The organism is Acinetobacter lwoffii, from assembly GCF_024129715.1.
Lineage (GTDB): Bacteria > Pseudomonadota > Gammaproteobacteria > Pseudomonadales > Moraxellaceae > Acinetobacter > Acinetobacter lwoffii_U.
The window spans coordinates 70,035-84,415 of record NZ_JAMXXM010000007.1 but is presented as its reverse complement, the minus strand read 5'-3'; the positions used below and the strand labels follow the sequence as shown (position 1 = coordinate 84,415).

General features: G+C 43.7%; 14 protein-coding genes, 1 tRNA gene and 1 other RNA gene. 8 read left to right on the top strand and 8 right to left on the bottom strand.

Going from position 1 to position 14,381, the window contains the following annotated elements:
• Window positions 1-92: 92 nt before the first annotated feature.
• Entirely contained in the window at window positions 93-2,015 is a 1,923-nt protein-coding gene (locus NI462_RS07215; RefSeq protein WP_253159796.1) for a DNA primase, read from the bottom strand.
• 225 nt (window positions 2,016-2,240) lie between these two features.
• The gene (locus tag NI462_RS07210; protein WP_253159794.1) at window positions 2,241-3,206 is read right to left on the bottom strand and encodes an outer membrane protein assembly factor BamD; all 966 of its coding nucleotides are present in this window, start codon (window positions 3,204-3,206) and stop codon (window positions 2,241-2,243) included.
• 71 nt (window positions 3,207-3,277) lie between these two features.
• On the opposite strand from NI462_RS07210, the gene rluD reads away from it, so the two are divergent.
• The 3 genes from rluD to NI462_RS07195 are packed head-to-tail and all read left to right on the top strand — an operon-like array spanning window position 3,278 to window position 5,709.
• Entirely contained in the window at window positions 3,278-4,330 is a 1,053-nt protein-coding gene (gene rluD / locus NI462_RS07205; RefSeq protein WP_253159793.1) for a 23S rRNA pseudouridine(1911/1915/1917) synthase RluD, read from the top strand.
• Between the two features lie 37 nt (window positions 4,331-4,367).
• Complete coding sequence (pgeF, locus tag NI462_RS07200) at window positions 4,368-5,108, top strand: peptidoglycan editing factor PgeF (protein WP_253159791.1); 741 nt, start codon at window positions 4,368-4,370, stop codon at window positions 5,106-5,108.
• 40 nt (window positions 5,109-5,148) lie between these two features.
• Window positions 5,149-5,709, top strand: a complete 561-nt coding sequence (locus NI462_RS07195; RefSeq protein WP_004645771.1) for a flavodoxin family protein — start codon at window positions 5,149-5,151, stop codon at window positions 5,707-5,709.
• Window positions 5,710-5,764: 55 nt separating this feature from the next.
• Here NI462_RS07195 and smpB read toward each other — a convergent pair whose 3' ends face one another.
• The gene (gene smpB / locus NI462_RS07190) at window positions 5,765-6,244 is read right to left on the bottom strand and encodes an SsrA-binding protein SmpB (protein ID WP_004280586.1); all 480 of its coding nucleotides are present in this window, start codon (window positions 6,242-6,244) and stop codon (window positions 5,765-5,767) included.
• A 139-nt stretch (window positions 6,245-6,383) separates the two neighbouring features.
• Here smpB and coaD point away from each other — a divergent pair, with 139 nt between their 5' ends.
• The 4 genes from coaD (at window position 6,384) to NI462_RS07170 (ending at window position 7,693) form a co-directional block, all read left to right on the top strand.
• On the top strand, window positions 6,384-6,875 hold the full coding sequence (gene coaD / locus NI462_RS07185; protein ID WP_004280585.1) for a pantetheine-phosphate adenylyltransferase: 492 nt from the start codon (window positions 6,384-6,386) through the stop codon (window positions 6,873-6,875).
• A 1-nt stretch (window position 6,876) separates the two neighbouring features.
• A complete protein-coding gene (locus tag NI462_RS07180; protein WP_004280584.1) occupies window positions 6,877-7,140 on the top strand; it encodes a YfhL family 4Fe-4S dicluster ferredoxin in 264 nt (87 codons plus the stop codon).
• 26 nt (window positions 7,141-7,166) lie between these two features.
• An RNA gene (gene rnpB / locus NI462_RS07175) (RNase P RNA component class A) lies at window positions 7,167-7,544 on the top strand.
• 72 nt (window positions 7,545-7,616) lie between these two features.
• A tRNA-Met gene (locus NI462_RS07170) sits at window positions 7,617-7,693 on the top strand.
• Window positions 7,694-7,730: 37 nt separating this feature from the next.
• Here NI462_RS07170 and NI462_RS07165 read toward each other — a convergent pair.
• The 3 genes from NI462_RS07165 to NI462_RS07155 form a co-directional block, all read right to left on the bottom strand.
• Window positions 7,731-8,603 carry a hypothetical protein gene (locus NI462_RS07165; protein ID WP_048882404.1) on the bottom strand — a complete coding sequence of 291 codons (873 nt, stop codon included), beginning with the start codon at window positions 8,601-8,603 and terminating at the stop codon, window positions 7,731-7,733.
• Window positions 8,604-8,640: 37 nt separating this feature from the next.
• A complete protein-coding gene (locus NI462_RS07160) occupies window positions 8,641-9,267 on the bottom strand; it encodes a CatB-related O-acetyltransferase (RefSeq protein ID WP_213687548.1) in 627 nt (208 codons plus the stop codon).
• A gap of 101 nt (window positions 9,268-9,368) precedes the next feature.
• The gene (locus NI462_RS07155; RefSeq protein ID WP_253159789.1) at window positions 9,369-9,773 is read right to left on the bottom strand and encodes a RidA family protein; all 405 of its coding nucleotides are present in this window, start codon (window positions 9,771-9,773) and stop codon (window positions 9,369-9,371) included.
• A gap of 136 nt (window positions 9,774-9,909) precedes the next feature.
• Between NI462_RS07155 and NI462_RS07150 the strand changes: the two genes are divergently transcribed.
• Window positions 9,910-10,503, top strand: coding sequence for a TetR/AcrR family transcriptional regulator (locus NI462_RS07150; protein ID WP_253159787.1), 594 nt, complete (start codon window positions 9,910-9,912; stop codon window positions 10,501-10,503).
• A 74-nt stretch (window positions 10,504-10,577) separates the two neighbouring features.
• Here the strand turns inward: NI462_RS07150 and greA are convergent, their stop codons facing one another.
• Both greA and carB read right to left on the bottom strand, forming a co-directional pair.
• Window positions 10,578-11,054 (bottom strand): transcription elongation factor GreA, encoded by a 477-nt coding sequence (gene greA / locus NI462_RS07145; protein ID WP_005103954.1) that lies wholly within the window; start codon window positions 11,052-11,054, stop codon window positions 10,578-10,580.
• A gap of 91 nt (window positions 11,055-11,145) precedes the next feature.
• Window positions 11,146-14,376, bottom strand: coding sequence for a carbamoyl-phosphate synthase large subunit (gene carB, locus NI462_RS07140; protein ID WP_155861547.1), 3,231 nt, complete (start codon window positions 14,374-14,376; stop codon window positions 11,146-11,148).
• Between the last annotated feature and the right edge of the window lie 5 nt (window positions 14,377-14,381).

The following is a 14,381-nucleotide window of genomic DNA, read 5'->3' as shown; positions in this document are numbered from 1 at the left end:
AAACCCAGCCTGATTATTTGAGAAAATGATAAATAATACTGAGATCTAGCACTGACTTCTTTTGATGCACAAGAATAAATGGTGTGGAACAATCAGTCTTCTAACAGAGTCATCGAGCGTTTGCGGTCAATTTCATAAATCTGCATTTTCAGGTTTTTCATTTCAGCAATGCTGCTAAATTTCTTGGACTTAATCTTGTTTTTTAAACACTGATATTGCAGCTTGGTCGAAAAATCAGCCGCGAGTTTGTCGGCCTGTTCTGGCGATGAAGTGTAATCGCTGACATTGGCATGCTGCAAAATATGCTGCAGTTCATGATGATGGGCTGCGCAGGCACCGAGCACATAATAGATCGACAGTTCCGGATCATCTGGTAAGTCATCAAAAATCACATTCAGAATATTCAAAATCTTAAACAGCAACTGATCTTCTGCCACCAGCGCGCGCAGCGGTTCAAAATGAATATACAAATAAGGATGATTCATCAAGATCGCAATCACATATTCTTCGGCATCAATTTTAGTACTAAAGCTTAAGGACGCATCCGTATTGACCTTGGGTTGCCATTTACGGTTAAAGCCCAGTTTTTCACGGAAAAATTGCTGCAGCAGATAACGGAAGGAACCGTGTTTGGGCAGTAATTCGGTCAGATTTTTTAGTTCACCCATAACCTGACTCTTTCCTTCAGGTGTGGTGATGTCCTGATTTTGGGTCAGATGGGCAAACACGAAGTCCGACATCAACGGCGCCTGTTCCAATAGGCGTCTAAAGTTCTCTATCCCTTCACGGCGGATCAAGGAATCTGGATCATGGTCAGCGGGCAAAACAAAGAACTTCAGCTCTCGGCCATCATTCAGCAGGGGCAGGGCAATGTCCAGAGTACGGCGCGCCGCTTTTTGACCGGCAGCATCCCCATCAAAGGCAATGGTCAGCCGGTTGCTCTGCTTGAACAGAATATTCAGGTGGTCGGTATTACTCGCTGTCCCTAAAGTCGCCACTGCGCCATGAATGCCATATTGCTGGAGCGCAATCACATCCATATAGCCTTCGACCATCAACCATTCTTGGGCTTTCTGCTTGCGCCCTTCATACAGACCATACAGCAACTGGTTTTTATGGAAGACCTCAGAATCTGGCGAGTTGATATATTTAGGTTTAATCTCGTCATTGAGTGCGCGACCACCAAAGCCGACCACACGCCCCTTGGTATCACGGATCGGGAAAATCACCCGTTCACGCAGCAGATCAAAATCACGGCCACTGTCGCTGGTACGAATCAGACCTAAAAGTTTTAAGCCTTCAATATCCTGAGGAAAGGCTTTTTCCAGATGTTGCCAGTCTTCGGGCGCATAGCCTAAGCGCCAATAGGCAATGGTTTCTGTAGTCAGACCACGCTGTTTAAAGTATTGCTGAGCGCTCGGGCTGTTGGGTAACTGGCGCTCATAGAACTGCGCGATATTTTCCAGCAGATCATAGAGATTACCGTCTTGTTGAACTTCTGCCATGGGCAGGTGTTCAAAAGAAGCAAAAGGGTCACCATAAAAATCCTGTTCGACTGCCTGAAACTCTGCAAATGGATCGAAACTCGCCGTAGAGGCAGCACTATTATTTTCTGTTGGGGCGTTATTTTGTTGCGGCTGAGCTTGTGGTGCCGCTTGAGCAGGCGCAATTTTAGGTTTGGCTGCTTCACGTTTATATTTTAATTTATTGGAATCGGTATTGTCTTTAGGCAGTTCGATGCCGGTCTGACTGGACAGATCTTTCATCACTTCGACAAAATTACGGCTGCCAATGTTCATTAAAAAACGGATGGCATTACCGTTGGCCTGACAGCCAAAACAGTGAAAATACTGTTTATCACGATAGACGTGGAAAGACGGTGATTTTTCCTGATGAAAAGGGCAGCAGCCTGAATAGGTACGGCCCGTTTTTTTCAGTTTTACGAATTGACCAATCACATCGACAATATCGGTGCGATCGAGAATCTGATCAATCGTATGTTGAGGAATGGCCATGGTCTGCTGAGCTTCTCGTGCTGGTATCTAAGGTCTAAATCACTGAAAAAATGAAAATAGTCTGGTTGAACATTGAATATTTTAAGTTCCTTTGTATACCTTTTGCACGATTTGTTCAAGCCTGGGCCAGACAATGCAAAAGGGCAAGTATGATACCTTGCCCTTGAGGAAAATGCACCTGTAAAGCGCTGTCTTATTTGCTGATGCTGCCGGACTTGTTTAGTCTTATTCAGCCGTTTTAGGACGATCCAGCAAACCAAATGAAATGCGATTGGTGATGCTGCGCTTTTCAGTTTCTGGTGCATCTGACTGTGCATCGGTGTCGGTTACAGTCTTGGCTTCTTTACCAAAAATACCCAGTGTCGCACGGTTAAAGAAACTGCTTTCGCTACGCGCTGCACGCAGATTTACCGTACCATCTGATTTCACCAGATTTGGATAATTCAGCTTTAATACATCCACATATTGCTGAGAAGTCGCTTCATCACCTAGCTGAGCATAGCCATAAGCAACCGTTGCCAGTGCTTCTGGAATCTGCGGAGTTTGAGGATAATGTTCAATTACCCATAAGCCACGCTCAACTGCTGCCAAGTAAGCCTTACGCTTGATGTTAAAACGTGCTGCATTCATTTCATGCTCAGCCAGTTCCTGACCGATAAACTGCATACGCTGTGCGGCATCGACTGCATAGGTGCTAGATGGATAGCGGCGAATGAAATCAACAAAATTCTGGTAAGCCACTTTCAGGTAGCTGACATCACGATGCGACTGTTTCAGTGAGGTATAACGTAGCAGGCCGTTATAGTTCTGTTCCATATTGGCGACACCGCGTACATAGTAAGCATAGTCGACATTTGGATGTTGCGGGTTCAGACGGATAAAACGCTCTGCCAGTGCAACCGCACCTTCATAATCTTTTTGCTGGAATTTCACATACAACAGTTCAAGCTGCGCTTGCGGGGCATACTGACTGGTCGGGAAATAAGTTTCCAGCGCTTCTAACTGTTTTGCTGCATCGGTATATTGATTACGATCTAGCGCTTTCTGTGCTTTTTGAATATAAACCTGTTCGCTAGATTCTGGACCTTTATCCACGACTTCTTTTTTTGGATTACTGCTACAGCCTACCATTGCCGATGCAATGCCTAATGTCACAGCAAGCATTGTCATTTTATAATGTGGTAGCGACATAAAAATTCCTCTGTTAATACGGGCAATGAGCTACAATTGCACTATTAAACCACTTTTGTCTGAATGAGCAAATGAGTCAAGCACAATCTTCCAATTCTAATATCCCTGATACTGATTTCAATTTACTTGAAGATTCTGAGGATGCAGATAACCATACTTCAGAAGCAACTGCAACACGTTTATCGTTGCAATTTCAACTGGATGAAACTTATATCGGGCAACGGATCGACCAGATTGCCGCAATGGTCTGGAGCGATTTTTCTCGAGAAAAATTAAAGCAATGGATTAAAGATGGCAATTTATTGGTGAATGGTCAACCGGTTAAGCCGAAATTTAAAAGTGATGGTTTTGAAACCCTGACTTTAAATGTTGAGCTTGAAGCGCAAACGCGCAGTCTGCCGGAAGATATTCCACTGGATATCATCTATGAAGATGATGACATTATGGTCATCAACAAACCAGTCGGTATGGTGGTACATCCGGGCGCTGGCAATAGTTCTGGCACCTTGGTGAATGCTTTATTGCATCACTATCCGAAATCGGCTGAACTGGCGCGTGCAGGTCTGGTACATCGTATCGACAAAGACACCAGTGGTCTGCTGGTCGTTGCCAAAAATCTGGAAGCACAGTTTTCTCTCAGCAAACAGCTTGAGAAAAAATCAGTATATCGCCTGTATGACCTGGTGGTTTACGGCAATATTATTGCTGGCGGTACCATTGATGAACCAATCAAACGTCATCCGGTAGATCGTGTAAAAATGACTGTACTTCCAGGCGGTAAAGACGCGGTGACGCATTACAATGTCAAAGAGCGTTTCCAGCATTTTACCCGTGTTCAAGCCCGTCTGGAAACCGGACGTACTCATCAGATTCGTGTACATTTCAGCTATATCGGTTTTGGCTTGGTGGGCGATCAGGTGTATATGCCGCGTGTCCGTATGCCAGCAGGTGCATCGCAATTATTAGATGACACTTTACGTGGCTTTAAACGTCAGGCCTTGCATGCCGTGCAACTGGGTCTGAAACATCCGCGTACCAAAGAAGAAATGACCTTTGAAGCGCCGTGGCCGGAAGACTTTGCCAATCTGGTTGAAGTACTGCGTACCGAAAACAAAGCCTATTAATCTTTTTATTTAGTTCGCGTCAAAGCAAGGAATTGAGATGCAATTTGTACTAGGACTTCCACAAGGTGTATATGTGGGTCAGACCCGCGTTCACCATATGAAAGTGCAGCCGTCCACGCAGCCTGAGCTTGCAGGTTTTAATCTGGCCTTGCATGTGCAGGATGATGCGCAACGGGTACAACAGCATCGTATGGCTTTATTGCAGGATTTCGCTGCCTTTGGCGTAGATAAAATTACCTGGATGACCCAGACGCATAGCACCATTTGCCATTCCATTAATGAGCAGATGCCATTTACCGCATTGGTCGGAGATGGTCTGGTGACGCAGCGTAAGGCGCATGCCTTAATGATGATGACGGCAGATTGCTTGCCGGTGGTATTAGGTAATGCGGAAGGTACAGAAGTGGCGAATCTGCATGCCGGCTGGCGTGGTCTGGCGGGTGGAATTGTTGAAAATACCATTGTCGCCATGCAAACTCCGCCGACCTGGGCCTGGCTCGGGGCAGCCATTAGTCAACCATGTTTTGAAATTAGCGCTGAAGTAAAAGCGGCTTTTTGTAGTAAATATCCTGAACTGGACAGTGCATTTCAGGTCGGGGAACAGGCAGGTAAATATTATGCCGACCTGTATGCGATTGCGCGTTATATCTTGCAGCAACACGGCATAAGTACCGTATTGGGTGGAGATCAGTGTTCTTATCGCCAGCCAGAGGAATATTTTTCTTATCGCCGTGAACCAAAAACAGGGCGTATGGCGACATTCGTGTTTATGACATGAAAATGTTAAACTTAACTGAATTTTTTGGCTTTTGAGCGTTATGTCCCTATCTTCCAAATCTGTTGCGATTGTTTATCACAGTCCTTATGGACACACGGCTAAAGTGGCAAATTTTATTGCCGATGGTGCACGGGAAACCGGTGTTCAGGTGCATATGATGAATGTCGAACATATAGACTGGGATGTACTAGACGCCGCCGATGCAATTATCTTTGGTTGTCCGACCTATATGGGTAGCCTGACCTCTGCCATGAAGCTGTTTATGGAGCAATCCTCTAAGCGCTGGCTGGCACGTAGCTGGCAGGGAAAACTGGCAGCAGCCTTTACCAATGGTGGTGGACTTAGTGGTGACAAGCTGGCGGTCCTGCAGCAAATCAACCTGTTTGCCATGCAGCACGGGATGTTGTGGAGTGGATTGCCATTAATGCCGACAGGACGTGCCGTCACGGATCTGAACCGGATGTCGAGCTTTTTGGGTTTAATGACCCAGTCAGATAACGCACCGGTAGAAGTGACCCCACCTGAAGGCGATTTAAAAACTGCGTTCTGGTTTGGTGAATATATTGCTTTGACTCTAGCGCGTTTAAATAGCCATACTTAAAACCATAAAAAAACCTCCAAATGCGGAGGTTTTTTTATATTCAACTTTTAATCCATTATTTATGGAAAATTCGCGCTTTATCACGTTGCCAGTCACGGTCTTTTTCGGTGGCACGTTTGTCATGGAGTTGCTTACCTTTCACCAAGGCAATTTCCAGTTTGGCATGTGGACCTTTCCAGTAACACGCCAGTGGTACGCAGGAATAACCTTTCTGGTTAATCGCACCCATCAGCTTTTCAATTTCACGGCGATTCAGCAACAGCTTGCGAGTACGGGTTGCTTCAGGCACCACATGGGTCGAAGCGCTTAACAAGGGCTGAACCTGTGCACCAAACAAGAACGCTTCACCATTTTTAAAGGTAATATAACTTTCTACGATGGTCATGCGACCAGCACGCATTGATTTGACTTCCCAACCTTTTAATGAAAGCCCCGCTTCAAATTTCTCTTCAATAAAATAATCGTGGCGGGCACGTTTATTCAGTGCAATGGTACCGCCATTATTTTTTTTTACTACAATAGATGCTTTCGCCATAATCTGATACTTCCAAACGTGCTGCTATTGTACCGCAACTAGAAATAAGGTGAAGTTTTTTAAATTAATGAGGATTATTCACCAAAAAAACAAGTTTTTGCTAAAATAAGATTCTACATAACAAACAGAGTACAAATGGATGTCTAAAACTCGTGTGATTTATCCGGGGACTTTTGATCCAATTACCAATGGACATATTGATTTGGTAACACGCGCAGCGCGAATGTTTGATGAAGTCGTAGTGGCGATTGCCATTGGTCATCATAAGAATCCGGTATTCAGTCTGGAAGAGCGTGTCGCATTGGCGAAAGAGTCATTGAGTCATTTGGACAATGTTGAATTTGTAGGCTTTGATGGTTTGCTCGTCAATTTTTTCCGTGAGCAAAAGGCGACTGCTGTATTGCGTGGTTTGCGGGCAGTGTCTGATTTTGAGTACGAATTTCAGCTGGCCAATATGAACCGTCAGCTGGACTCCCACTTTGAAGCGGTGTTTTTAACCCCTTCAGAGCAATATTCTTTTATTTCATCCACTTTGGTGCGTGAAATTGCTCGATTAAGAGGTGATGTAACCAAATTTGTACCACCAAACGTGGTTGCGGCCTTCGAGCGTAAACTTCAACAAGGTTGGTAGCGTGTCTTTATATATCACCGATGAATGTATTAACTGTGATGTCTGTGAACCTGTATGCCCGAATGAGGCCATCTATATGGGTGAACTCATTTATGAGATTCATCCAGATTTATGTACAGAGTGCGTCGGACATCATGATCAACCGCAGTGCCAGTTGTTCTGTCCGGTGGATTGTATTCCACTGGATCCGAATCATGTCGAAACGCAGGAACAGCTGCAAGCCAAGTATGAAAAACTGACTGCTCAAAAAACATCAAGCAATTAGTCTCGATATTTGATACTATGCCGCTCGAAGTGAGCCAGACGATCGCTGCTGTGGAAATCTCCGTGATTGAAGCAGGGGAGGAAAGTCCGGGCTTCATAGGGCAAGGTGCCAGGTAACGCCTGGGCGGTGTAAACCGACGGCAAGTGCAGCAGAGAGAAGACCGCCTTCATTATGTTTTCGAGCAATCGGAATCGGAGGTAAGGGTGAAAGGGTGCGGTAAGAGCGCACCGCATGGCTGGTAACAGTTCATGGCGAGGTAAACCCCACCGGAAGCAAGACCAAATAGGAATCCATTAGGCATGGCCCATGCTGGATTCGGGTAGGTCGCTTGAGCGCATGAGTGATTGTGCGCCTAGAGGAATGATCGTTCACGACAGAACCCGGCTTATCGGCTCACTTCAACAAATTTTGATCAAACAGCACAATATGGGGTTGACGTGATTTACAGAAAATCCCATAATGCGCGCACAGTTTAAGGCTATGTAGCTCAGTTGGTTAGAGCACCGCACTCATAATGCGGGGGTCACAAGTTCAAGTCTCGTCATAGCCACCATATTCTGAAAAAACCCGCTCCGATTGAGTGGGTTTTTTTATGGCTGAAATTTATTTTTGTTAGTTTGAATATCTGAGATGGCTGATTTTAAGACCTGTAGACAAATTTTTGCTGTTTGTTCTCTAGGCGAAAATCTTTCAGTCATTTGCTGAAATGGGTGAATATAATTTCTAAAATCTCTTAGTTCTTTGCTGAATCTATAGGTATCTTTCTCGATTATTCCAATGGAATGGGATACTTCAATAAAATTATTGAGCGTCCATTGATCAAAATTTTTAACTTTTCCATCTTTTTTAGGACTATGTGGAGATAAATTAAAAACCTTAGGGTTTGAGGATGCAATATTTAAGAATAATCCTTCTAGTGTGCTACCTGCTAGTAAGACTACTGATAAGTACGCTTCTGCTTTAAATGCTTTTTCAATTTCTCGCATTCGACTATCAATTACAGGAAGTAGTGTTGGTATTAAATTGAGTTGTGAGTAATCAACTTTGAATTCGTGTTTAATAAAGTTATTTTCTAGATATTCTTTTTCTGTATGTAAGTTTTCATCGAGATTTATTTCATGAATAGGTTTAAGATGAATTTCTGTGTTTTTTCGAACAACTAGAAATTTATCAAATTGAAGATACTTATTAAAATCAGCTATTAGCGTATCCAATCTCTTTAGGTCATCCATATAATTAATAGGATTAAAGAGTTTTTGAATGCAGATTTTTATCTTTTCGCTACTATTTATCTTTGCTAAACGAGAATCTGTGTATGCCCATCTTGATGGAAAACCTTGACCATATACATCTGTGTAATCAAAAGCCGAAAAAAAATCTATAATTTTAGGGCCGGATCTATATTCGGTAGTTTCATTAATAAGGTCGCGCAGTTTTTCCAGTGTTTTAGTTGAAAGTTGCATATTTATTCAAAATAATTATTTGGAATAAATATAATGTTTAGATGAAATTTTGTACATGATGGAATAGTGATTTAACATCATCCGTCTGCAACTGTTCACGCATTTTTAGAAACTGCTTTTCATCTAAGTCATAAAGCTTAAGTGACAGCAGTTTTTTTATATCTTCCTCAGGGAAACGATATTTAATAATTTTTGCAGGTACGCCACCAACCACTGCATAAGATGGAACATCTTCAGTCACGACAGCCCCCGTTGCGACCACAGCACCTTCACCAAGCTGTACACCGGGCATAATTATGGCACGAGAGCCGATCCAGCAGCCATCACGAATGATCGTATCACCAGCAAGCTCAAAACCCCGTGTATCGAACGGAAACGCTGAAATCCAGTCGATACGGTGCAATTGGTTGCTACCCATCATAATCACGCATTCTGCGCCAAAACAGACGAAATTGCCGATATAGAGCTGATCAATCGGCTTCTCAGGCGTTGCAGGCTTATCATGTAAATAACGCACCACACAACGCTCAAAACCCTGATCCCAATAAGCTGAGTAGTATGAGTAATTCCCTTTAATGTGAATATTCGGATTTTTCACCGTTTTCGAAATAAACTCGAACTCACACCAATGCTTTACAGGAGAATTAATTAACTTTTCAGACATAAGGGAGATACAAAAAATAGTGAATAAGAAATTATACCTAATCGGGGTTTAAACTTGCTGAATAATATCTAAAAGACATTCGCGCACGCATAAAACAATGATTAAGCTGTGGTCGATGCTGGAGGAATACGAGCAATCACCTTAATTTCAAAATCAAAACCTGCTAACCACGTGACACCTACAGCTGTCCAATTAGGATAAGGCTTTTGCGTAAACACCTGATTTTTAACTTTCATGATGCTTTCGAACTGCTGTTCTGGATCAGTGTGAAAGGTGGTGACATCAACAATATCATCGAAAGTACAACCAGCCGCTGCCAAAGTTGCAGCTAAGTTTTTAAAAGCCTGTTCTACCTGTTTCTCGAAATCTGGTTCAGGAGAGCCATCTTCACGGCTACCGACCTGACCAGAAACGAAGAGTAAATCTTGCGATTTAATTGCAGCAGAATAACCATGCTGTTCATAGAGGGCATGGCGGTCTTGGGGAAATATCGCAGTTCTAGTCATGTCTATTCTCATTCAATATCTAATTTATAAGTGAGTGAAAGCAACTTAACTTTCACATACGCATCGTATGTAAACATAATTGACATACGGAGCGTATGTCAATTAAAATTTTTATGATGATGAGGTAAAGTAATTCATGTCTGTTCGTGAACAAAAAATGGCGGAAACCCGTAAGAAACTGATAAAAGTAGCGCGCCGTACATTTGCTGAATATGGTTATGCAGACACTTCAATGGATAAGCTCACGGCAGAAGCAGGGCTGACCCGTGGAGCGTTGTATCATCATTTTGGCGATAAAAAAGGCTTATTTGCTGCAGTGGTCGACCAGATCGATTCGGAAATGGCTTCATCTGCGCAGCAACATCTGGAGCAGCCTGATGATCTGTGGGAAGGATTGATGCTGGAAGGGCGGACCTATATTCAAAATGCCCTGAATCCAGAATTCCAGCGCATTGTGTTACGTGATGGGCCGGCTGTGCTAGGTGATCCTGCACATTGGCCAAGCCAAAACAGATGTTTGCAGTCCACGCGTGAATGTGTTGAACAATTATTGGTAGCAGACCGAATTAAAATAGTTGATCCGGAAGCTGCTGCGGTATTTTTAAATGGTGCAGCGATGAATGCAGCACTCTGGGTGGCTTCTAGCGAACATCCTGAGCAGGTACTCCCTGAGGCCTTATATGCATTTAATTTATTTGCATCGGGGTTTTTAAAAGAAGCACAGAGCTAATCCATTTGTAAGAGGCGAATAAAGGTAAAAAACCCCTCAATCGAGGGGTTCATGCAAGCTTAAATATCTAAAATTTAGATATATTCAACTTTCACAATTTCGTATTCAACTTCACCGTTTGGTGTATTGATTTTCACATCGTCGCCTTCGTTTTTACCTAAAAGACCACGTGCGATCGGCGAGTTTACAGAGATCTTGTTAATCTTAAAGTCTGCTTCGTCATCGCCTACAATTTTATAGGTTTTCTGCTCTTCAGTATCCAGATTTTCAATCGTGACCGTTACACCAAAAACCACACGACCATTCTGTTCAAGTTCTTTGACATCGATCACCTGAGCTGCACCCAGTTTGCCTTCGATGTCCTGAATACGGCCTTCACAGAAGCCTTGCTGTTCACGTGCTGCATGGTATTCTGCATTTTCTTTTAAGTCACCGTGTTCACGAGCTTCTGCAATTGAAGCTGTAATACGTGGACGATCCACTGTTTTCAGTTGGTGTAATTCTTTCTCTAAGGCAATTTTGCCTTCAGGTGTCATAGGATAACGTTGCATGTTGTCCCTCAAAAGTCAGTTGAAAGATATAAAATCTATAAATAAAAAAAAGCCCGCCACCAAGAAGGTAGCGGGACTTCTTGGAAGCGAATTAACCTTTAGTTAGGTCTTGCAAACGATATACATCCATCGGCAATTTAATTGCTAAAGCTTGGCATACTGCATCTGCACCATTCAATGTAGTTGTGTTATACACTTTACCTTGAAGTGCTGAACGACGGATCGAGAATGAGTCTTCTTGTGCCTTTTTGCCTTCAGTCGTGTTAATCACAAGGTGGATTTCGCCGTTTTTGATACGGTCTACAATGTTAGGACGACCTTCAGTCACTTTATTGACACGTTCACATTCAAGACCAGCATCGCTAATCACTTTAAATGTACCATCAGTTGCAAGAATCTTGAAGCCTAGGTCAATCAATTGTTTTGCGATACCCGCCGCGCGTGGTTTATCTGAGTCACGTACAGAGATAAATGCGTGTTTCACTTCGCCTTCAGTTGGAAGACCGGGTAAACGCTCGTTTGCACCTAGTACAGCTTTATAGAACGCTTCACCAAATGTTTTACCAACACCCATCACTTCGCCAGTCGATTTCATCTCAGGGCCAAGGATCGGGTCAACACCAGGGAATTTGTTGAACGGGAACACGGCTTCTTTGACAGAGAAGTGCTCAGGAATAATCTCTGATGTAAAGCCTTGCGACTCAAGAGATTGACCAGCCATACAACGTGCAGCAACTTTCGCTAAAGATTCGCCGATACATTTAGAAACAAACGGCACAGTACGTGATGCACGTGGGTTCACTTCCAGGATGTAAACGTCTTCGCCTTTAACCGCAAACTGAACGTTCATCAAACCGATCACGCCAAGCTCTTTTGCCATAGCCACGGTTTGACGACGCATTTCGTCCTGAATCTCTTTAGATAGAGAGTAAGGAGGAATCGAACATGCCGAGTCACCTGAGTGAATACCCGCTTGTTCAATGTGCTGCATGATGCCGCCAATCACAACGTCTTTACCGTCAGATACGCAGTCTACGTCAACTTCGATCGCATCATCTAAGAAACGGTCAAGAAGAACAGGCGCTTCGTTTGATGCTTGAACTGCATCACGTAAGTAGCGTTTAAGTTCTTCATCGTTGTACACGATTTCCATCGCACGACCACCAAGGACGTAAGAAGGACGTACGACAAGTGGGTAGCCTACTTTAGACGCTTCAGCCATACCTTCTTCAGCAGATTTTACGATGCTGTTGTTTGGTTGGCGAAGTTGTAGACGTTGAATCATTTGCTGGAAACGTTCACGGTCTTCTGCACGGTCAATTGCGTCAGGCGATGTACCAATGATTGGAGCACCAGCTTCTTCTAAAGCACGAGCCAATTTCAAAGGTGTTTGACCACCGTACTGAACGATAATGCCTTTAGGCTTCTCGATACGCACGATTTCTAAAACGTCTTCTAAAGTGATCGGTTCGAAGTACAAACGATCTGAAGTGTCGTAATCCGTAGAAACAGTTTCAGGGTTACAGTTTACCATGATCGTTTCATAGCCGTCTTCACGCATAGCCAGGGCAGCGTGTACACAGCAGTAATCGAACTCGATACCTTGACCAATACGGTTAGGGCCGCCACCAATTACCATGATCTTGTCACGGGTTGAAGGGTTTGCTTCACATTCTTCATCGTAAGTTGAGTACATGTACGCTGTATCAGATTCGAATTCTGCAGCACATGTATCCACACGTTTGTAAACTGGAGTTACGCCCAGGTTCCAACGGTGTTTACGGAATTGTTTTTGTGAAATGCCCATCAAGTTGGCAATGCGAAGATCTGATAAACCTTTACGTTTGAACCCACGGATGTTGTCCGCATTCAAGTCGCCAAAACCTAAAGTTTTGATTTGGTTTTCAGTTTTGATGATGTCTTCGATTTGAATCAAGAACCAGCGGTCAATGTTCGTTGCAGCGAATACTTCGTCTAAAGTAAAGCCGTGACGGAATGCGTCGCCCACGTACCAAATACGCTCAGGACCTGGAACTTTAAGCTCTTGCAAGATTTTGTCGCGCGCGCCTTCAGCACCCACTTCAATTTTTTCGTCAAAACCAGAAGCGCCAACTTCAAGACCACGAAGGGCTTTTTGTACAGATTCCTGGAAGTTACGACCAATCGCCATCACTTCACCGACAGATTTCATCTGAGTTGTAAGCGTTGCGTCAGCTTGTGGGAATTTCTCGAAGTTGAAACGAGGAATCTTGGTTACAACGTAGTCAATTGCAGGTTCAAACGATGCAGGTGTTGTACCGCCAGTGATGTCGTTTTTCAATTCATCAAGGGTATAACCCACAGCCAGTTTCGCAGCGATTTTTGCAATTGGGAAACCAGTTGCTTTAGAGGCAAGGGCAGATGAACGTGATACACGTGGGTTCATCTCGATCACCACCATACGACCAGTATTTGGACAAATACCGAACTGTACGTTAGAACCACCTGTTTCTACGCCAATTTCACGTAGTACAGCTAAAGATGCGTTACGTAGAAGTTGGAATTCTTTGTCTGTCAATGTTTGCGCAGGAGCAACAGTGATTGAGTCACCAGTGTGTACGCCCATTGGGTCAAAGTTTTCAATCGTACATACGATGATACAGTTGTCGTTTTTGTCACGAACAACTTCCATCTCGTACTCTTTCCAACCAATTAAAGATTCATCGATCAATAATTGTTTAGTCGGAGAAAGATCGAAACCGCGTTCACAAATTTCGATGAATTCTTCTTTGTTATAAGCGATACCGCCACCAGAACCACCCATGGTGAATGATGGACGGATAATCACTGGGAAGCCGAAACGTGCTTGAATTTCTAAAGCATGTTCCATTGACTCAGCAACGTCAGCTTTTGGACATTCAAGACCAATTTTACGCATTGCCTGGTCAAACAGTTTGCGGTCTTCAGCTTTTTCAATCGCTTCTTTGGTTGCACCGATTAATTCAACATTGAATTTTTCTAAAATGCCGTGCTCATCGAGGGCAAGGGCACAGTTCAATGCAGTTTGACCACCCATGGTCGGAAGAACAGCGTCTGGGCGTTCTTTCTCAATAATTGCTGCAACAGTTTGCCAAGTTATTGGCTCAATGTAAGTTGCATCCGCCATGGTTGGGTCGGTCATGATGGTCGCTGGGTTCGAGTTGACCAAAATAACGCGGTAACCTTCTTCACGAAGGGCTTTACATGCTTGAGCACCTGAGTAGTCAAACTCACATGCTTGACCGATGACAATCGGACCAGCACCAATAATCAAGATGCTTTTAATGTCAGTACGTTTAGCCATGATGC

Excerpts from the sequence above, each read along its gene's own strand:
- NI462_RS07215 (WP_253159796.1), bottom strand. The coding sequence starts at position 2,015 with ATGGCCATTCCTCAACATACGATTGATCAGATTCTCGATCGCACCGAT.
- NI462_RS07210 (WP_253159794.1), bottom strand. The coding sequence starts at position 3,206 with ATGTCGCTACCACATTATAAAATGACAATGCTTGCTGTGACATTAGGC.
- rluD (WP_253159793.1), top strand. The coding sequence starts at position 3,278 with ATGAGTCAAGCACAATCTTCCAATTCTAATATCCCTGATACTGATTTC.
- pgeF (WP_253159791.1), top strand. The coding sequence starts at position 4,368 with ATGCAATTTGTACTAGGACTTCCACAAGGTGTATATGTGGGTCAGACC.
- NI462_RS07195 (WP_004645771.1), top strand. The coding sequence starts at position 5,149 with ATGTCCCTATCTTCCAAATCTGTTGCGATTGTTTATCACAGTCCTTAT.
- smpB (WP_004280586.1), bottom strand. The coding sequence starts at position 6,244 with ATGGCGAAAGCATCTATTGTAGTAAAAAAAAATAATGGCGGTACCATT.
- coaD (WP_004280585.1), top strand. The coding sequence starts at position 6,384 with ATGTCTAAAACTCGTGTGATTTATCCGGGGACTTTTGATCCAATTACC.
- NI462_RS07165 (WP_048882404.1), bottom strand. The coding sequence starts at position 8,603 with ATGCAACTTTCAACTAAAACACTGGAAAAACTGCGCGACCTTATTAAT.
- NI462_RS07160 (WP_213687548.1), bottom strand. The coding sequence starts at position 9,267 with ATGTCTGAAAAGTTAATTAATTCTCCTGTAAAGCATTGGTGTGAGTTC.
- NI462_RS07155 (WP_253159789.1), bottom strand. The coding sequence starts at position 9,773 with ATGACTAGAACTGCGATATTTCCCCAAGACCGCCATGCCCTCTATGAA.
- NI462_RS07150 (WP_253159787.1), top strand. The coding sequence starts at position 9,910 with ATGTCTGTTCGTGAACAAAAAATGGCGGAAACCCGTAAGAAACTGATA.
- greA (WP_005103954.1), bottom strand. The coding sequence starts at position 11,054 with ATGCAACGTTATCCTATGACACCTGAAGGCAAAATTGCCTTAGAGAAA.
- carB (WP_155861547.1), bottom strand. The coding sequence starts at position 14,376 with ATGGCTAAACGTACTGACATTAAAAGCATCTTGATTATTGGTGCTGGT.